Source organism: Jiangella endophytica, from assembly GCF_003427025.1.
GTDB lineage: Bacteria > Actinomycetota > Actinomycetes > Jiangellales > Jiangellaceae > Jiangella > Jiangella endophytica.
The window spans coordinates 52,632-70,761 of sequence record NZ_QVAI01000014.1 but is presented as its reverse complement, the minus strand read 5'-3'; the positions used below and the strand labels follow the sequence as shown (position 1 = coordinate 70,761).

The 18,130-nt window shown below is 71.9% G+C and carries 18 protein-coding genes; 12 read left to right on the top strand and 6 right to left on the bottom strand.

The window, feature by feature from the left end:
* Positions 1–43 precede the first annotated feature (43 nt).
* The 4 genes from DZA62_RS24725 to DZA62_RS24710 all read left to right on the top strand — a co-directional run bounded on the left by DZA62_RS24725 (position 44) and on the right by DZA62_RS24710 (position 3,470).
* Positions 44–1,009, top strand: a complete 966-nt coding sequence (locus tag DZA62_RS24725; RefSeq protein ID WP_116951613.1) for a glycerophosphodiester phosphodiesterase — start codon at positions 44–46, stop codon at positions 1,007–1,009.
* Positions 1,010–1,090: 81 nt separating this feature from the next.
* Positions 1,091–2,410 carry an MFS transporter gene (locus tag DZA62_RS24720; RefSeq protein ID WP_116951612.1) on the top strand — a complete coding sequence of 440 codons (1,320 nt, stop codon included), beginning with the start codon at positions 1,091–1,093 and terminating at the stop codon, positions 2,408–2,410.
* Between the two features lie 32 nt (positions 2,411–2,442).
* The gene (locus tag DZA62_RS24715) at positions 2,443–2,814 is read left to right on the top strand and encodes an ArsR/SmtB family transcription factor (RefSeq protein ID WP_116951611.1); all 372 of its coding nucleotides are present in this window, start codon (positions 2,443–2,445) and stop codon (positions 2,812–2,814) included.
* Positions 2,811–3,470 (top strand): SRPBCC family protein, encoded by a 660-nt coding sequence (locus DZA62_RS24710; RefSeq protein WP_116951610.1) that lies wholly within the window; start codon positions 2,811–2,813, stop codon positions 3,468–3,470. The genes DZA62_RS24715 and DZA62_RS24710 overlap by 4 nt, the downstream gene beginning before the upstream one ends.
* Before the next feature lie 53 nt (positions 3,471–3,523).
* Here DZA62_RS24710 and DZA62_RS24705 read toward each other — a convergent pair whose 3' ends face one another.
* A complete protein-coding gene (locus tag DZA62_RS24705; RefSeq protein WP_116951609.1) occupies positions 3,524–4,924 on the bottom strand; it encodes a DUF2252 domain-containing protein in 1,401 nt (466 codons plus the stop codon).
* A 93-nt stretch (positions 4,925–5,017) separates the two neighbouring features.
* Between DZA62_RS24705 and DZA62_RS24700 the strand changes: the two genes are divergently transcribed.
* Complete coding sequence (locus tag DZA62_RS24700) at positions 5,018–6,292, top strand: MFS transporter (protein WP_116951608.1); 1,275 nt, start codon at positions 5,018–5,020, stop codon at positions 6,290–6,292.
* 334 nt (positions 6,293–6,626) lie between these two features.
* A complete protein-coding gene (locus DZA62_RS24695) occupies positions 6,627–7,214 on the top strand; it encodes a TMEM165/GDT1 family protein (RefSeq protein ID WP_116951607.1) in 588 nt (195 codons plus the stop codon).
* A 4-nt stretch (positions 7,215–7,218) separates the two neighbouring features.
* Here the strand turns inward: DZA62_RS24695 and DZA62_RS24690 are convergent, their stop codons facing one another.
* Positions 7,219–8,808, bottom strand: a complete 1,590-nt coding sequence (locus tag DZA62_RS24690) for a dolichyl-phosphate-mannose--protein mannosyltransferase (RefSeq protein ID WP_198664149.1) — start codon at positions 8,806–8,808, stop codon at positions 7,219–7,221.
* 60 nt (positions 8,809–8,868) lie between these two features.
* On the opposite strand from DZA62_RS24690, the gene rsmI reads away from it, so the two are divergent.
* On the top strand, positions 8,869–9,747 hold the full coding sequence (gene rsmI, locus DZA62_RS24685) for a 16S rRNA (cytidine(1402)-2'-O)-methyltransferase (RefSeq protein ID WP_116951606.1): 879 nt from the start codon (positions 8,869–8,871) through the stop codon (positions 9,745–9,747).
* 199 nt (positions 9,748–9,946) lie between these two features.
* On the opposite strand, the gene DZA62_RS24680 is transcribed toward rsmI, so the two are convergent.
* The 3 genes from DZA62_RS24680 to DZA62_RS24670 form a co-directional block, all read right to left on the bottom strand.
* A complete protein-coding gene (locus DZA62_RS24680) occupies positions 9,947–10,267 on the bottom strand; it encodes a nuclear transport factor 2-like protein (RefSeq protein ID WP_116951605.1) in 321 nt (106 codons plus the stop codon).
* A gap of 108 nt (positions 10,268–10,375) precedes the next feature.
* Positions 10,376–11,347: a M56 family metallopeptidase gene (locus DZA62_RS24675; RefSeq protein WP_116951604.1), complete on the bottom strand. Its 972-nt coding sequence runs from the start codon at positions 11,345–11,347 to the stop codon at positions 10,376–10,378.
* Positions 11,344–11,682 carry a BlaI/MecI/CopY family transcriptional regulator gene (locus tag DZA62_RS24670; protein WP_232827601.1) on the bottom strand — a complete coding sequence of 113 codons (339 nt, stop codon included), beginning with the start codon at positions 11,680–11,682 and terminating at the stop codon, positions 11,344–11,346. Before DZA62_RS24670 ends, DZA62_RS24675 begins: the two co-directional genes overlap by 4 nt.
* Positions 11,683–11,811: 129 nt before the next feature.
* Between DZA62_RS24670 and DZA62_RS24665 the strand changes: the two genes are divergently transcribed.
* The 3 genes from DZA62_RS24665 to DZA62_RS24655 are packed head-to-tail and all read left to right on the top strand — an operon-like array spanning position 11,812 to position 15,942.
* Positions 11,812–13,281, top strand: coding sequence for a cytochrome ubiquinol oxidase subunit I (locus tag DZA62_RS24665; protein WP_116951740.1), 1,470 nt, complete (start codon positions 11,812–11,814; stop codon positions 13,279–13,281).
* Positions 13,282–13,295: 14 nt separating this feature from the next.
* On the top strand, positions 13,296–14,294 hold the full coding sequence (cydB, locus tag DZA62_RS24660) for a cytochrome d ubiquinol oxidase subunit II (RefSeq protein ID WP_116951739.1): 999 nt from the start codon (positions 13,296–13,298) through the stop codon (positions 14,292–14,294).
* 19 nt (positions 14,295–14,313) lie between these two features.
* Positions 14,314–15,942, top strand: a complete 1,629-nt coding sequence (locus DZA62_RS24655; protein WP_116951602.1) for a Na+/H+ antiporter — start codon at positions 14,314–14,316, stop codon at positions 15,940–15,942.
* A 3-nt stretch (positions 15,943–15,945) separates the two neighbouring features.
* On the opposite strand, the gene DZA62_RS24650 is transcribed toward DZA62_RS24655, so the two are convergent.
* Positions 15,946–16,359, bottom strand: coding sequence for a PRC-barrel domain-containing protein (locus DZA62_RS24650; protein ID WP_116951601.1), 414 nt, complete (start codon positions 16,357–16,359; stop codon positions 15,946–15,948).
* 118 nt (positions 16,360–16,477) lie between these two features.
* Here DZA62_RS24650 and DZA62_RS24645 point away from each other — a divergent pair, with 118 nt between their 5' ends.
* Positions 16,478–16,747, top strand: a complete 270-nt coding sequence (locus DZA62_RS24645) for a hypothetical protein (protein WP_116951600.1) — start codon at positions 16,478–16,480, stop codon at positions 16,745–16,747.
* A gap of 36 nt (positions 16,748–16,783) precedes the next feature.
* Positions 16,784–18,076, top strand: coding sequence for a non-homologous end-joining DNA ligase (ligD, locus tag DZA62_RS24640; protein WP_116951599.1), 1,293 nt, complete (start codon positions 16,784–16,786; stop codon positions 18,074–18,076).
* Positions 18,077–18,130: the final 54 nt, after the last annotated feature.

Here is an 18,130-nt window from a genome sequence, read left to right as displayed (position 1 = left end):
TCGAGTCGGCGCCACTGTCTCCGGCGGGCACTACGGTTCGGCCATGAGCAGGCTCACCGGTCTCCTGGCCGCCGGCGCCGTCGCCGCGGTCCTCGTTCCGACGGCGGCCGCAGCCGCCCCGGCCGTCGCTGCCGCGGACAACCCGTGGCTCGAGCGACGCGTTCTCAACATCGCGCACCAGGGCGGCGAGATCGAGGCGCCGTCCGACACCCTCTACGCGTTCCGGACGGCGCTCGACAAGGGCGCCGACGTGCTCGAGCTCGACGTCCACGCGACGGCCGACGGCGAGCTGGTCGTGCTGCACGACACCACCGTCGACCGCACCACGAACAGCACCGGCCGGGTCGACCAGCTGACGCTCGAACAGATCCGCGCGCTCGACGCCGCGCACTGGTTCGTCCCCGAGTGCGGCACCTGCCACGACGGCGCACCCGGCGACTACGTGTTCCGCGGCGTCGCCACGGGCGAGCGGCCGGCGCCCGGCGGCTACACCGCGGCCGACTTCCGCGTCCCGACGCTGCGCGAGGTGCTCGAGGCGTTCCCGGGCGTGCTGCTCAACGTCGAGATCAAGCGGACCCGCCCCGAGACGTCGCCGTACGAGCGGACCATGGCCGACCTGCTGCGCGAGTTCGGCCGCGGCACCGACACCGTCGTCGCGTCGTTCTCCGACAGCGCCGTCACCCGGTTCAAGCTGTACAACCGCGACGTCAGCACATCGCCGGGCACCGCGCAGGTCACGGCGTTCTGGCTGAACACGCTCGGCCCGCTGACCGGCATCACCCTGCACGGCCAGCACGCGCTGCAGGTGCCGCCGTCGCAGTCGGGCGTCCCGGTCGTCACGGCCGACTTCGTCGCCGACGCGCACCGTCGCGGCCTCGCCGTCCACGTCTGGACCATCAACGACCGCGCCGAGATGGAGCGGCTCATCGACCTCGGCGTCGACGGCATCATGACCGACCGGCCGACGCTGCTGCAGCAGGTGTTGGACAAGCGCGCCGCGAGGACCTGACCAGCGGGCATAGTTCGCGTCCGCGGGCGCTTGTAGGAAGTCAGTCGCGACGAGGCGACTGGACGAGAGGACACCGCGCCGATGACCACGCAGGCCCGCCGCATCCAGGGCGTCTACATCACGTTGATGCTCGGCAACACGCTGGCCGCGTCGTTCATCTGGGGCATCAACACGCTGTTCCTGCTCGATGCCGGCCTGAGCAACCTGGAGGCGTTCGCCGCCAACGCGTTCTTCACGGTCGGCATGGTGCTCTTCGAGGTCCCGACCGGGGTGGTCGCCGACACCGTCGGCCGGCGGGCGTCGTATCTGCTCGGCACCCTGACGCTGGCCGTGACGACCGCGCTCTACTACCTGATGTGGCAGATCAGCGCGCCGTTCTGGGCGTGGGCCGTGGTGTCGGCGCTGCTCGGCCTGGGGTTCACGTTCTTCTCCGGCGCGGTCGAGGCGTGGCTGGTCGACGCGCTGCACTTCGCCGGGTACGAGGGCAGCCTCGAGGCGGTGTTCGGCCGCGGCCAGATGGTGTCCGGCGTCGCCATGCTGGGCGGCTCGGTCGCCGGCGGCGTGATCGCGCAGGCGACGACGCTGGGCGTGCCGATGCTGCTGCGAGCCGGCGTGCTCGTGGCGATGTTCGTCGTCGCGTACGTCCTGATGAAGGATCTCGGCTTCACGCCCGACCGGACGACCAGCCCGCTGCGGGTAATGCGGGGCATCTGGTCGGCGTCCATCGAGCACGGGCTGCGCAACCCGCCGGTGCGGTGGGTCATGCTGGCCGCGCCGTTCGCGTCCGGCGTCAGCTTCTACACGTTCTACGCGCTGCAGCCGTACCTGCTGGAGCTGTACGGCGACCCCGACGCCTACTCGGTGGCCGGGCTGGCGGCCGCGGTGATGGCCGGTGCGCAGGTGGTCGGCGGGTACTCCGCTCCACGCGTCCGGCTGCTGTTCCGCAAGCGGACGACGGCGCTGATCGGCGCGACGGTCATCAGCGCCGGCGTGCTGGGGCTGCTCGGCGTGACCGAGGCGTTCTGGGCGGCGCTCGTGCTGCTGGTGGTCTGGGCGCTGCTCGGTGCGGCGCTGATGCCGATCCGGCAGGCCTACCTCAACGACATGATCCCGTCGAAGCAGCGAGCGACGGTGCTGTCGTTCGACTCGCTGATGGGCAACGCGGGCGGCGTGGTCATCCAGCCGGCGCTGGGCCGGGCCGCCGACGTCTACGGTTACGGCACGTCGCTGGCGCTGGGCGGCCTGATCCAGTTGGTCGCCGCGCCGTTCCTCGTCGGCAGCCGCCGGCAGGGTGCGCCGGCCGACGTCGCCGTCACGGTGCCCGGCTCGTCGGTCGAGCCGGACTCGCCGACCTCGCCGGCGGGGGTCGACGCGCCGCCGGACGAAGAATTGCAGCGTTGACTTATATAAGCGAAGGGCGATAGGTTGCGAGTGTGCATGCCTTCGACGTGCTCGGCGACCCGGTTCGTCGCCGCATCCTGGAGCTGCTCGCCGACGGCGAGCTGACCTCCGGTGCCGTCACGTCCGTCATCCAGCAGGAGTTCGGCATCTCGCAGCCGGCGGTGTCGCAGCATCTCAAGGTGCTGCGCGAGTCCGGGTTCGCCACCGTGCGGCCCGAGGGCGCCCGCCGCCTGTACGCCGTCAGCACCGAGCCGCTTCGCGACGTCGACGCGTGGCTCGACCGCTTCCGGCGATTCTGGACCCCTCCTCTGGAGGCGCTGGCCACCGAACTGGCCAGGGGCAAGCGCCAACGCCGGCTGCAGGAGCAGGCCGGCCAGGACTCGGACCAGGAGAACACCTCATGATCGATGTCGTCGAGCAGGTCAACGCCGTGCGCCGCCAGGTCGGCTCCAGCACCATCGAGGCCGGTGAGGCTCGCACGGTCACCATCAGCCAGGTCTACCCCGCCACCGTCGAGGACGTCTGGGACGCCTGCACCAACCCCGAGCGCATCCCGCGCTGGTTCTCGCCGGTGAGCGGTGAGCTGAAGGTCGGCGGTCGCTACCAGGTCGAGGGCAACGCCGGCGGCACCGTCGAGCACTGCGACCCGCCCAAGAGCTTCGCCGCCACCTGGGAGTTCAACGGCGAGGTCAGCTGGATCGAGGTCCGGTTCACCGCAGAGGACGACGAGCGGACCCGGCTCGAGCTCGAGCACATCGCACTGGTCAACAGCGCTTCGCTGGAGTTCTGGGACCTCTACGGCCCGGGCGCGGTCGGCCTCGGCTGGGACCTCGCGTTCATCGGCATGGCCCTCCACCTCGGCTCCGGCGGCGAGCAGGTCGACCCGAAGGCCGTCGAGGCCTGGACCATCTCCGACGACGGCAAGCGGTTCGTCGGCCTGGCCAGCGAGAAGTGGCGCGACGCCAACGTCGAGAGCGGATTCGCCACTCCCGAGGCCGCACAGGGCGCCGCCGACCGGACCACCGCCTTCTACACCGGCACCGAAGCGCCGCAGGGCTGAGCCCGGCGCCCCCGGATGGGCCGACGGGGTGGGCGCTTGCGGGTGACGTCGCGTCAGATGCCGTGCTCGGCTGGCAGCCGTCCGGACTTCACGGCGACGGCGAGAGCGGCGTAGTCGGCCTCGCACTGGTCGGCGTAGCCGCGCGACCACCGGGCGACGGCCCGGTCGAAGGCGTCGGACTGGCCCAGATAGCCGCGGATCACCGCGCCGCCCGGCGACTGGCTGTGTGCTCGCGCGAGCAGCCCGCCGCACAGCACGCCGTAGTCGGTGAACTGCGACGGCGTGAGCGCGGCGAGGTCGACCGATCCCTTCATGTCGCGGAACTGCCGCCAGTAGTAGTCCACGCGCGGCTTGTTCACCGCCTCGCCGGCCCAGCCGGTGATCCAGCCGAGGAACGGGTCGGACTGCGCCTGCAGGATTCGCTGCGCCGCCACCACCCGGTGCCCCTGCGTGTGCGGCTCGCCGGTCCCGGGCACGCCGTCGGGCAGCGCGTCGGGCATGCCGCCGTACGTCGCCAGTACGGACGGCTGGGCCTCTTTGGCCTGCAGGAACAGCGGCTCGCCGTGCGGGCCGACGAACATCAGCACGTAGCAGCGGGTGCCGACACTGCCCACGCCGACCACTCGGAGCACGTAGTCGACCAGCGCGAACTGCGACAGCAACAGCGCGACGTCCTGGCGCAGCGTGGTGCGGTAGCGCTCGAACAGCATCTGCAACTGCTCGACCGTCGCGTGGTCGACGTGGCGGGTGATGGGCGGCTGGTCGGCGATGCGCCGGCGCCCGTCGGCCTCCGTGGTGACGATCTTCGCGAGCACCTGCTCGGAGGTCCGCGACCGCGCCTTCTTCACCGTCTTGCGGACGACGGCGCGGTTGCCGGCGGCGGTGAGACCGGGCAGCTGCTCGGCGTCGACCTGGTAGTAGTACCGCTCCAGTGCCGACAGCTCGTACAGACCGGCCAGCGACTCCCGATACGCGCGGACCGCGGCCTCGGCGGCGTCCGTGCAGGCCGGCTCGCTCATGCCGATGTCGCGGGCGCCCACGTACACGCTCGCCGCGAGCCGCTTGACGTCCCACTCCCACGGGGCGTTGCCGGCCTCGTCGAAGTCGTTGAGGTCGAACAGCAGCCGGCGCTCAGGCGACGCGAACAGCCCGAAGTTGGACACGTGGGCGTCGCCGCAGGAGACCACCTCGACACCGGTCCGGGGGCCGGTCGACAGATCGTGCGCCATGACCGCCGCGGTGCCGCGGTAGTACGCGAACGGCGACTGCAGCATCCGTCCGATGCGCACCGGGATGAGGCCGGCGAGCCGGCTCGAGTGCTGGTCGATGAGGATCGCGACGGGGTCCCGCTCGGCTGATGCCGCCCGTGTGACCTCGGCGTGGCCGGACCGGGCGAGGGTGGTCCGCAACTGCTTGCCCGCGGCGCGGTTCTCCTGGACGGTGCTGATGGTCATGGATCTCCGTTCGTCGGGGCGTCCCGACAGTCTGCCCTGCCCGCCGAGCCGACGCGCGGACCTTGTCGGACCCTCGAACTAGCGTTCGGCCCCATGGTGATCATCACGGAGACCGGCGAGACCGTGCGCTGGCGTGGCGGATACGGGCGGCTGTGGTCGGCCGCCGTGCTGTCGCGCTTCGGCGACGCCGTGCGCAACGTCGCGTTTCCGCTGGTCGCGGCCGGCCTGACGACGTCTCCGTTCCTGCTGTCGGTGGTGTCGGCGGCCGGCTATCTGCCCTGGCTGGTGTTCGGCCTGCTCGGCGGCGCGCTGGCCGATCGCGTCGACCGGCGGCGGGCCATGTGGACGGTCGATCTCGCGCGCGGGCTGCTGGTCGCGGCGTTCGCGGTGGCGCTGGCGCTCGGACACGCGCACCTCGCCGTGCTGGCGGTGCTCGCGTTCGCGCTCACCACGCTGCAGACGCTGTTCGACAACGCGGCCACGGCCATCCTGCCGACTCTGGTGCCCCGGACGGCCCTGCCCTCGGCCAACGCTCGGCTGATGACCGGCCAGGCGCTGGCCGGGACGTTCCTCGGCGCCCCCGCCGCCGGGCTGCTGGTGACGGCCGGGGTGGCGCTGCCGTTCGCGGTCGACGCGGCGACGTACCTGGTGGCGGCCGCGCTGATCGCGTCGCTGCCACGGTCGGGGGTGGCCGTGGCGAGCCGGCCGGGCGGGTCCACGCTGCGGTCCGAGATCGCGGCCGGCGTGCGGCGGCTCTGGCGCGACCGGCTGCTGCGCGGGGGCTGCCTCGCCAACCTGCTCGGCAACATGGTGATCGGTGGGCTCCAGGCGCTGCTGGTGCTGATCATCACCCGCTGGGCCGGTGCTTCCGACGTCGTGTTCGGGCTGGTGCTGGCGGCCTATGGCGCTGGTGGGGTGGTGGGTGGGCTGGTCGCGACGCGGATCGGGCGGTGGGTGGGTGGCGGCGTGACGGCCATGGTGCTGGCGCTCACGGCGCAGACCGGCTGTCTGCTGGTCATCGGCGGCGTCGCTCATCCGGCGGCGACGGCCGTGGCGCTCGCGGTGTTCGGGCTCGCGGGCATGGTGCTCAACGTCCACTTCGTCACGCTGATGCAGCAGCGGACGCCCGACGAACTGCTCGGCCGGGTGTCGTCGGCCCAGCGCACGATCGGCATCGTCGGCGCGCCGGTCGGTGCGCTGCTGTTCGGCGCACTGGCCGAGGTCACGGAGGTCAACATGCCGGCGCTGGCCGGGGCCGCCATCATGGCGCTCGCCGCGATCGTCGTCCACCGCGCCGCCCGCTCCGACTCCGGCATGAGCGACGCGGACGAAGCTCGCGACGTCGCCGTCCCAGGCGAACGGGAGTGATGGACCAGCGCTGGATTGGCAGCTGGGCGGTCAGCGGGCCGGCGGGCAGCGTGGGGCTCGCCGGGCTGGCGGCCGGGTTGGCTGATCGCCGGATGTCCGGGCGGTGAACCGCGGGGTGTGAGTCTGCGCACGTCGGCTGGATTCCTCATCAGTGATCCCGGTAGGCTGCTCGCAGCGAAGGGGAGTAGCCCCCAATGTCGCGGTCGACATACTGACGCTCCGGCGTCCGGCCGCGCGGCCTCTTTCGAGAGGCGGGCGAGACCTTCGACCCATGGCAGCAATGCCGGGTCGGAGTCTCGCGTCTTCCGGTCCCGGCGTGACCGGAAGGGATCCGATGGCCGACCTTTGGGCCGCGTTCCTCTTGAGCTTCGGCGTCATCTTCGTGGCGGAGCTCGGCGACAAGTCTCAGTTGATGGCGTTGACGTTTGCCACCCGCTTCAAGGCGTGGCACGTCATCCTCGGCATCACGATCGCGACCACCGTCGTGCACCTGGCGTCGGTCGCGATCGGCTTCGGACTGGGCGAGGCGCTCCCGACCGGCTGGATCAACGTCATCGCGGCTGTCGCGTTCTTCGGCTTCGCGGCCTGGACGTGGCGCGGCGACAGCCTGACCGACGAGGAGCAGGGGAAGGCCGAACGGGCGACGCGGGCGGCGGTGATCGCTGTCGGGACGGCGTTCTTCCTGGCCGAGCTGGGCGACAAGACCATGCTCGCCACCATCACGCTGGCCGCCGACAACGACTGGGTCGGTGTCTGGATCGGATCGACGGTCGGCATGGTCGCCGCCGACGCGCTGGCGATCGTCGTCGGGCGCTATCTCGGTCAGCGGCTGCCCGAGCGGCTGATCCAGGTCGGTGCCGCCGCGCTGTTCGTCCTGTTCGGCGTCTGGCTGCTGATCGAGGGCATCGCCGAGCTCATCTGACGGGCTAGATCCAGCTGCTGAACCACATGCGCGACCGCCACGCGTCGTACGAGATCAGCTGGTCGACGTGGATCGGGTAGAACCAGGCGGCGACGGCCACGACGATCAGGATGTAGCCGCCGGCGATCGCCACCCCGACGGCGCGCCGTCGGGGTGAGGCGTCCGGTGGCCCGATGATCAGCCCCAGCGCGAACGTCACGGCCAGCACCAGGAACGGCACGATCGCGACCGCGTAGAAGTAGAAGATGGTGCGGTCGGTGAAGAACAGCCACGGCACCCAGGTCGCGATGAACCCGGCCAGGATCGCCCCGGCCCGCCAGTCGCGGCGGAAGAACCACCACCACAGGCACACCAGCAGCGCCGCGCAGGCGCCCCACCACAGCGGCGGCGTCCCCAGCGCGAGGACCGCCTGACTGCACCGTTCCACCTTGCAGCCGGCCTGGCCGAGGTCGTACCCCTCGTAGTCGAACGACACCGGCCGCCCGAGGTAGAGCCACTCCCACGGCTTGGACTGGTAGTCGTGCGGAGTGTTGAGGTCGCGATGGAACCGCCACATCTCCGCGTGGTAGTGCCACAGGCTGCGCGCCCAGCTCGGGAACAGCGTGCCGAACGCGGACGGTGCGTTGTCCGTCGCCCACTGCCGGCTCCACCCGTTCGACGAGAAGATCCAGCCCCACCACGACACCACGTACACGAACGCCGCCGTGACGACCATCGACAGGAACGCCACCGGACCGTCGCGCAGCAGTGAGTTGAGAACGGGGCTGCGCAGCCCGGCCGCACGCCGCGCGCCGATCTCCCACAACACCGTCATCAGGCCGAACACCGCCACGGCGTACAGCCCGCTCCACTTCGTTCCGCAGGCCAGGCCGAGCATGACGCCGGCCGCCAGCCGCCACGGCCGCCACCAGAACAGCGGACCGTCGCCCGGCGCCGTCAGCCCGCGGGCCAGCCGTGACTCGGCCCAGTCGGCGTATTTGGCTCGCATCTGGTCGCGGTCGACGAGCAGACAGCCGAACGCCGCGACGATGAACATCGCCAGGATGCCGTCGAGCACCGCCGTCCGGCTCATCACGATCGACAGGCCGTCGACGGCCAGCAGCAGACCGGCGACGCACCCGAGCAGGGTCGAGCGGAACAGCCGCCGCCCGATGCGGGCGACCATGATCACCGTCGCCACGCCGCACAGCGCGACGGCGATGCGCCAGCCGAACGGGTCCATGCCGAACACCCGGATGCCCTGGCCGATGAGGAACTTGCCGACCGGCGGGTGCACGACGAACGACGGCTCGTTGAGGAAGACATCGAGGTCGCCGCTCAGGATGCGCTCGTTGGCGTCCTCGGTGAACTTGCGCGAGTAGCCGAACAGCAGTTGCGAGTAGGCGTCCTTGGCGTAGTACGTCTCATCGAAGATGATCTTGTTCGGCCGGCCGAGGTCGACCAGTCGCAGCACCGCCGCGACCACTCCGACCAGCAGCGGGCCGAGCCAGCCCCAGACGCGGTCGGCCGGCATCGGCCGGACGAGGCGGGCGCGGATCGCGCCCGCGGCTCTCGCCGGCATGGAGGCCTCGGGGGCGTCAACCGTCTGGGTCACCGGGTCATCCTACGAGTGCTTGCTGTGAAGCCGAGCCCACCGTTGCGCGAGGATGGGCGGGTGGCGAACTCGACGGGTGACGGTGTCCTGGTGCTGGCCGGCACCCCGATCGGCGACGTCGGCGACGCGCCGCCGCGGCTGGCGGCCGAACTGACGACGGCCGACGTGGTGGCTGCCGAGGACACCCGGCGGCTGCTCCGGCTGGCGTCGTCGCTGGGTGTGACCATCGCCGGGCGGCTGGTGTCGTACTTCGAGGGCAACGAGTCCGCGCGGACGCCGGAGCTGCTGACGGCGCTGACCGACGGCGCGCGTGTGGTGCTGGTGACCGACGCCGGCATGCCTTCGGTGTCCGACCCCGGGTATCGGCTGGTGGCGGCGGCCGTCGAGGCGGGCGTGCGGGTGACGTCGGTGCCCGGGCCGTCGGCGGTGCTGACGGCGCTGGCGGTGAGCGGGCTCCCGGTCGACCGGTTCTGCTTCGAGGGCTTCCCGCCGCGGCGGCCCGGGGAACGGTCGCGGACGTTCACGGCACTGGCCGACGAGCAGCGGACGATGGTCTTCTTCGAGTCGCGGCACCGGCTGGCCGACACGCTGACGGCGATGGCGGCGGCGTTCGGCGCGGACCGCCCGGCGGCCGTGTGCCGTGAGCTGACCAAGACCCACGAGGAGGTCCGGCGCGGGCCACTGGGCGAGCTGTCCTCGTGGGCGGCGGTGGACGGGCCGCTCGGCGAGATCACGCTGGTGGTGCAGGGCGCGCCGCCCCGCTCGGCGACCGTCACACCCGCCGACGCGGTGGAGCTGGTGACCGAACGCGAGGCGGCCGGCATCCGTCGCAAGGAGGCCATCGCGGACGTCGCCCGCGAACTGGGGCTGCCCAAGCGCGAGGTGTACGCCGCGGTGGTGGCGGCCAAGGCTGTCGACGATGCCGACGACGACGCCTGAGGCCTGACCGCGCTGGGGCGGCTTGGCTGCGTACGCGCGCGTCGAGTCGGCGGGTACTCACCGATCGGCAGACGCTGGCGAGGCGGCTGGCCGCCGGGCTCACGAGCTCTGACGCCGCCGTGGAGTCGGCGGAGGTTGGCGCGGTGGGCGGTTGCTCGTCGGCCGGTGGGTGCTGGCGAACGCGGTGCGGCTCGGCGGGTCAGGCCTGGCCGGTCGCGAGGAGGCTGATCTTCCCGTCGGCGACGGTGAAGGACCAGGAGGTGCGCATCTGGCCCCACGTGTCGTTGCGGTAGGCCGCGACCAGCGATCGGCCGTCCGCCGACTGGGACTCGACGTCCAGGTGACCGTTGACGGTGAAGATCTCGCGGTCGATCCAGTCCTCGAGGTCGCGCTCTGAGCCGTCGTCGGTGAGGACGGCGTCGGGGGTGAGCAGGCCGAGGAAGGCGGCGCGGTCGCCGCCGTTGATGGCGTGGACGAGAGAACGGACGGTGGGGTCGGTGAGCTCCGCGGCAGGGATCATCGCAGCTTCCTTCGGTCTCGGTTGACGCCGTCACGACTCAACCTACGCGGCCCGTCCGAGGCGTTCTCCCGGTTCGGCCGGTCTGCCCGAGGCGGCGCCGGGCGGCCGTCAGGGGGTGAGGGCGCGCGACAACGCCGTCAGCCAGGGCGCGGCCACCGCGATCGTCGGCACGACGACCAGCGCGGCGGCGACCGTGTAGGCCACCGACGCGACCAGCCACGCCGGCAGGCCGCGCCCGCCCCGCGCACTCAGCACGCCTCGCACACCACGCGGGCCGGCCGCACCCCAGCCGCCCCGCACGTCCGGCTCGGCGGCCAGGCGGCGGATCCGTACCGCGGGGCTCACGGAACCGGAGCCCAGCGCGCCCGCCGGGACCGGTGCGTCCGCCATGCGGGCCAGCGCCCGCGCCAGCGGTACCGGGCCGCTGCGTCGCCGGGCGGCGTCGTCGGCGAGCATCTCGACGAGGCCGGCGGCCGACTCCAGCGCGACCGAGCTGCGCACCAGGCGGGGGAACGCGTCGTGGAGGACGCCGAAGCCTTCGAGGACGAGGTCGTGCCGGGCCCGGGCGTGCGCCCGCTCGTGCGCCAGCACCGCGGCGGTCTCGTCCGAGCCCAGGGCATCGAGCGCCGGCGCCGACACCACGACCCGCGGCCGTACGCCGGGAATGCAGTACGCCACCGGCCGCGCGACGTCGACGACCAGGGCGCCGGGCGCGCGGCCGTCGGAACGACCGACGAGGTCGACGACGTGACGCTGGCGGCGCCGCCGGGACCGCAGCGCCATGCCGAGCGTGTGTGCCGACCACAGCAACCGTGCCGTCACCACCACCGTCAGCAGCAGCGCCACCACGTGCAGCACCACCAGCCAGGTGGACGGCGACGCATGCGTCATGACCAGCGTCCCCGCCGACGCGCCCGCGCCGAGTGCGGACAGCACGGCCGCCAGCGCGACCGCCTGCCAGAGCACCAGTGCCGCGCGCGGCACCCGCAGCGGCCACGACGCCCGGGCCAGCAGCGCCGGCACCGGACCGGTGAGCAGCAACGCGAGGGCGAGCAGGACAACGGGCGTCGTCTCCGTCACGACGACGACCCCTCGACCGCCTCCAGCGCTTCGCGCAGCGCCCGCGCGTCGTCCTCGGAGACGGAGCCGATGAACCGCAGCAGCGCCGCCGTGCGGTCGGTGCCGTCGACGGTGTCGAGCGCCTCGTGCATGAGCTCGGCGGTCAGTTCGTCGCGGGTGACGGCGGGGCGGTAGCGGTAGGCGCGGCCGTCGCGGATCTGCTCGGCGGACCCCTTGCGGGCCAGCCGGTCGAGCACCGTCATGACCGTTGTGTACGCGATGTCGCGCGACCCGGCCAGCGCCTCGTGCACCTGGCGGACGGTGGCCGGCGCGCCGAGCGCCCACAACTGCTCCATGACGGCGCGTTCGAGTTCACCGAGTCGGGCACGTCCTGGCACATCTCCCAGTCTACCGACCGCTCGTAGTACTACAGTATGTCGTAGCATCTACGACGGAACGTAGTACGCACCGAAGGGCGCATGACGATGGACGTGCTGGATCTCGCGCGCTGGCAGTTCGGCATCACGACGGTGGTGCACTTCTTCTTCGTCCCGTTCACCATCTCCATGACGTTCCTCGTCGCGATCATGCAGTCGGTGTGGATGCGCACGAAGAGCGAGCGCTGGCTGCGGCTGACCAAGTTCTTCGGGAAGCTGCTGCTCATCAACCTGGCCGTCGGCGTGGTCACGGGCCTGGTGCAGGAGTTCCAGTTCGGCATGAACTGGAGCGACTTCAGCCGCTTCGTCGGCGACGTGTTCGGCGCGCCGCTGGCGATGGAAGCGCTGCTCGCGTTCTACCTGGAGTCCGTCTTCGTCGGCGTCTGGATCTTCGGCTGGGGCCGCATCCCGCCGAAGATCCACCTGGCGACGATCTGGATCACGGCCTGCGGGACGCTGCTGTCGGCGTACTTCATCCTGGCCGCGAACTCGTTCATGCAGCATCCGGTCGGCTATGAGATCAACGAGGCGGCGGGACGCGCCGAACTGACCGACATCTGGGCGGTGCTGACGAACAAGGTGCTGCTCGTCACGTTCCCGCACACGATCTTCGCCGCGTTCATGGTCGGTGGTGGCGTGATCGCGGCGGTCGCGATGTGGCACCTGGTCAAGGGTGCGCGCGACCCGGAGATCGCCGAGCCCGGCCAGCCGTCCGACGCCGGCGCGTTCCGCACGGCGCTGCGGATCGGCGCCGTCACCGTCCTCATCGGCGGCATCGGCGTCGCGGTCTCCGGCGACTTCCAAGGCAAGGTCATGACCGAGGTGCAGCCGATGAAGATGGCCGCCGCCGAGGCCCTGTACGAGACCCAGCAACCGGCTCCGTTCTCGCTGTTCACCATCGGCACGCTCGACGGCAGCGAGGCGATCTACAGCATCGAGGTGCCGCGGCTGCTGTCGTTCCTGGCGACCGGGTCGTTCGACGGCGAGGTCGAGGGCATCAACGACCTGCAGGCGCAGTACGAGGAGGAGTTCGGCCCGGGCGACTACAGCCCGAACATCCCGGTCACGTACTGGACGTTCCGCATGATGATCACCATGGGCGGGCTGGCCGCGCTGATCGCGCTCTGGCAGCTGTGGGCGACCAGACGCGGACGGGTCCCGACGTCGCGCTGGGCGCTGCGCGCGGCCGCCGTCCTGCCGGTGCTGCCGCTGGCCGGCAACTCGCTCGGCTGGATCTTCACCGAGATGGGCCGGCAGCCGTGGCTGGTGTTCGGCCTGATGCCCACGGCGTCGGGGGTCAGTCCGAGCACGACGGCCCGGACGGTGTTCATCTCGCTGGCCGCGTTCACCATCCTGTACGCGGGCCTGACCTGGCTCTGGGTGCACCTGCTGGTCAAGCACGCCCGGCCCGGCCTGCCCGACGTCGCGCCACCGGGTGAGGAGGGCGGCGCGCCGCCCGGCGCCGGCCGCGAGGCCGAGGACGAGGACGCCGACAAGCCGTTGAGCTTCGCGTACTGAGGGGAGTGGAGATCATGGAGTTGAGCACCCTGTGGTTCCTGCTCATCGCGGTCCTCTGGATCGGCTACCTCGCGCTCGAGGGCTTCGACTTCGGCGTCGGCATCCTCACCCGCCGGTTCGCCCGCGACGACACCGAACGCCGCGTCCTCATCAACACCATCGGCCCGGTCTGGGACGGCAACGAGGTCTGGGTCATCACGGCGGTCGGCGCGACATTCGCCGCGTTCCCCGAGTGGTACGCCACGGCGTGGTCGGCGTACTACCTGCCGCTGGTGCTGATCCTGCTCGCGCTGATCGGCCGCGGCCTGGCCTTCGAGTACCGCGCCAAGGGCGACACCGAGACCTGGCGGAACCGCTGGGACCTCGTGATCTTCGTCGGCTCGGTGGTCCCGGCGTTCGTGTGGGGCGTGCTGCTGGCGGCGTTCGTGCAGGGGCTGCCGCTGGACGCCGGGCACGACTTCGTCGGCGACCTCGGCGACATCGTCACGCCGTACACACTGCTCGGCGGGGTCGTCACGCTCTCGTTGTCGCTGCTGCACGGCGCTCACTACATCGCGCTGAAGACCGTCGGCGACATCCGGATCCGGGCGCGGCGGCTGGCCGCCCGGCTCGCGGTCCCCGTCGCCGTGGTGGTGGCCGGCTTCCTCCTGTGGACGGTCCTGCGCGACGACACGCCGTCGTGGCCGGCCGCGGTCGCGGCGCTGGTCGCGGTGGCGGCCATCGCGGCCGGGGCGACGGTCAACGCGCGCGACCGCGAGGGCTGGGCGTTCGTCGCGACGTTCGCCGCGGTGGCCGCCACGGCGGCCACGTTGTTCGCCGCGCTCTACCCTGACGTGCTGCCGTCCACGCTGGACGCGGCGAACGACCTGACCACCGCGAACGCGTCGTCGTCTGACTACACGCTGACCGTGATGACGTGGGTGGCGGTGCCGTTCGTGCCGGCCGTCCTGGCCTACCAGAGCTGGGTCTACTGGATGTTCCGCAAGCGGATCGGGGTCCAGCACATCCCGTAGCGGGCTAACCTGCTCGACGATGCAGTTGCTGCTCGTGGTGGTGGGCGCGATCGCGGTGACCGCGGTCGCCAACCGGCGCGGCCTGCAACCGTCCATCGTGGTCGTGGTGCTGGCCTCGGCGGTGTCGTTCGTACCCGGGCTTCCGCGGTTCGAGCTGGAGCCGGAGCTGATCCTCAGCGTCGTGCTGCCGCCGTTGCTGTACTCCGCGGCGCTGGACTTCTCCGTCTACAGCCTGGCTCGCAACCTGCGTCCGATCCTGTCCCTCGGCGTCGGCATGGTGATCGTGTCGACGCTGGTCACGGGCATGGTGGCGAACTGGGTGGTGCCCGGGCTCGGTGTCGTCTCGGCGCTGGTGCTGGGCGCGGTCGTGGCGCCGCCGGACGCCGTCAGCGCGGTGGCGATCGGCCGGAAGCTCGGGCTGCCGAAACGGCTGATGACGATCCTGACCGGCGAGAGCCTGGTCAACGACGCGACCGCCCTGACGATCTTCACGCTGGCGGTGGCCGCGGCGACCGGCAGCCACCCGTTCATCGACAACGCGGTCCTGCTGTTCGTGTACTCGTCGGTGGTCGGCTGTGGCGTCGGCCTGGCGCTGGCCGCCGGCGTGCACTGGACCCGGCAGCGGCTGGGCGAGAGCGGTCTGGAAACCGCGCTCGGGCTGGTCGTGCCGTTCGCGGCGTTCCTGTTCGCCGAGGAGCTGCACGCGTCCGGCGTCCTCGCCGTCGTCGCGGCCGGGTTCTGGCTCGGCCACCACGACGCGAACGCCGGCTACGAGACTCGGCTGCAGGCCCGGCAGGTCTGGCGCAGCCTCGACACCCTGCTCGAGGCGTTCGTCTTCGCCTACATGGGCCTGCAGTTCAAGTTCGTCTTCGAGGATCTGGGGCTGGCCGACGGCGAGTGGCCGCGGTACCTGCTGTCCGCGGCCGTCGTGCTGCTGACCGTGCTGCTGATCCGGCCGTTCTGGGTGTTCCTCACCTACGGCCAGCGGGCGCTGCGGCGGCGCTACCTCAGCGTCCCCTGGCGGCGACGACGACGGCCGCACCCGTGGCAGCCGCTGCCGCGCGCTCAGCTGCTGGTCATCTCGTGGTCCGGCATGCGCGGCGTGGTCACGCTGGCCGCGGCCGCCGGTGTGCCGGCCGTGACGGCGTCGGGCGAGCCGTTTCCCGGGCGCACGGCCATCCAGGCGCTCGCGTTCGTCGTCGCCGTCGGAACCCTGCTCATCCAGGCGCCGACGCTGCCCTTGCTGGTCCGGCGGCTGAACATCAGCGACGAGGACGAGCGGGAGGCGGAGTCCGAGGAGGTGCGGCGGGCCCGTCAGATCGCCCGGGCGGCGGCCGAGCAGACCTTGCGAGACCTGCTCGACCATCCGCCGCCGGGCACCGATCCGGTCGTGCTCGGCACCATGCGCGACCGTTTCGCCGCGGCGATGCGCGCCCGGCACTCCGCCGACGAGCTGGACGCGGAGGTCGAGGAGGCCGAGCACGCGCCGGCGGTGCGCGAGACCATGCTCGCCGTCCGCCGCGAGATCCTCGCCGCCCAGCGCCGCGCGCTCACCGACGCCCGCGACGCCGGCGAACTGGACGACGAGGTGATGCGCCGCGAGCTGGAGCGCTTGGACTACGAGGAGGCCGCGGCCGCGGCGGACTGATCGTCACAGGTAGAACGGGTACGGCGGATACGCGTAGCCGGCCGCCCAGAACGGCGGGTAGCCGTAGTAGCCGTACAACTCCTCGTAGTACTCCCGGGCGGGCACGAGGTCGGGGTCGTAGGCGGGCGCGCCGGCCACGTGGCCGCGGTCCTGGGCGATGTGCACCTTCTCGTCGATCTTCACGACGGCGTCGACGGGGATCAGCTGCTTCTGCGCGCCGAGACCGAGGAAACCGCCGGAACCGACCTGCAGGAACCGCACCTTCTCGTCCTCCGGGTCGACGACCAGGTCGTCGACGGTGCCGACCTCGTCGCCGTTGCGGTCCACGACCTCGCGGCCGCGGACGTCGTCGTCGGCGGTCACGGCCAGGCCGGAGTCGGTCATGCGGACAAGGGTGTGCGGGGTTTCGGCGGTCATCGGGAACTCCCTTCGATCACGTCGATCTCCCTCGGTCCGTACCCCACAGGCGCCGGGACGCACGCGTGGCCCGCGTCACCCGTGGCATCGTGGAGGTACGGCGGCGTGGGAGGTGTCCATGCGGGGCGACAGGGTCGAGATCGTCATCGACGCCGGCGACACCACGCGCGGCTACGAGGTCGTGGCCACGAAGGCCGGGCGCCGGGTCGACGTCACCATCAGCCGCGGCGTGGTCGTGGTGTCGGAGGTGACGCGCTCCGGGACGCCGGTGCGCACCGCCCGGTTCATGGCCAGCCGCGTGCTCGCGCTGGTGGAGCACCCGGTGGCCGAGGCGCCGCTGGCGCAGGAGCCCGCGTTGCCGCAGGCGGTGCCGTCGCCCTCGGCGTGACCGCCGGTTGTCGGCCGGCCGCTCTATGGTGGTGCCATGTCGTCCTCGCAGGTGCTCGAGGTCGCCGGGCGTGAGGTGACGATCACCCATCCGGACAAGGTGGTCTTCCCCGACGGCGGCCACACCAAGCTGGACCTCGTCCGCTACTACCTGGCCGTGGCCGACGGCGCGCTGCGCGGCGTCGAGGGCCGCCCGATGATCCTCAAGCGGTTCGTCAAGGGCATCGACCAGGAGGCGTTCTTCCAGAAGCGCGCCCCCGACAAACGGCCCGACTGGATCGAGGTGGCCACGCTGCGCTACCGCTCCGGCACGTCCGCCGACGAGGTCGTCGTGCGCGACGCCGCGGCGCTGGCCTGGGTGGTCAATCTCGGCTGCGTCGACCTCAACCCGCACCCCGTCCGCGCCGACGACCTCGACCGTCCCGACGAGCTGCGCATCGACCTCGACCCCAACCCGGGCATCGAGTGGCCGCAGATCCTCGCTGTCGCGCAGGTCGCGCGCGAGGTGCTGCAGGACCACGGGCTCACCGCGTGGCCGAAGACGTCCGGCTCGCGCGGCTTCCACATCTACACGCGCATCGACCCGCACTGGTCCTACCGGCAGGTGCGGCTGGCGGCCGAGACCGTGGCCCGCGAGGTCGAGAACCGCGCGCCCGGCATCGCCACCGCCAAGTGGTGGAAGGAAGAGCGCGAGGGCGTCTTCGTCGACTTCAACCAGAACGCCAAGGACCGCACCGTCGCCTCCGCCTACTCCGTCCGCGCCAAGGCCGATGCCCGGGTGTCCATGCCGCTGCACTGGGACGAGGTGCCGCACTGCCGGCCGGGCGACCACACGCTGGCCACCGCGCCGCGGCGCTTCGCCGAAATCGGCGACCCGTGGGCCGGCATCGAGACGTCGGCCGGCTCACTGGAGCCGCTGCTCGAGCTGGCCGAGCGACTCGGGCCGGCCGAGAAGCCGCCGAAGGGCACCGGCCGGCGCACGCAGACGATGCCGCTCATCGAGGTCGCCCGGGCCAAGACCAAGGACGAGGCGCTGGCCGGCCTCGAGCGCTGGAAGGCCAGGCACGCCGACGTCGTGCCGCACCTGGAGCCGGCCGACATCCTGGTCGACGGCATGCGCGGGCGCAGCTCGCTCTGGTACCGCATCAGGCTCAACCTGCAGCACGTGCCCGACGACCGCCGGCCCGAGCAGGAGCCGCTCGAGGTCGACTACGACCCGTGGGCCGGCACGCCGTGGGCCGACGCCGGCGCGGCGGTCCGGGAGGCCCGCGAGGCGGCGCGGGAAGCCGCCCGCGACTCCACGCCCGACCAGATGAGTGAGTCCGAATGAGGCCCTCCATTCTGGTCCGCTGGTCGGTTGCGCCCGGGGTCGCCGGAGCTGGCG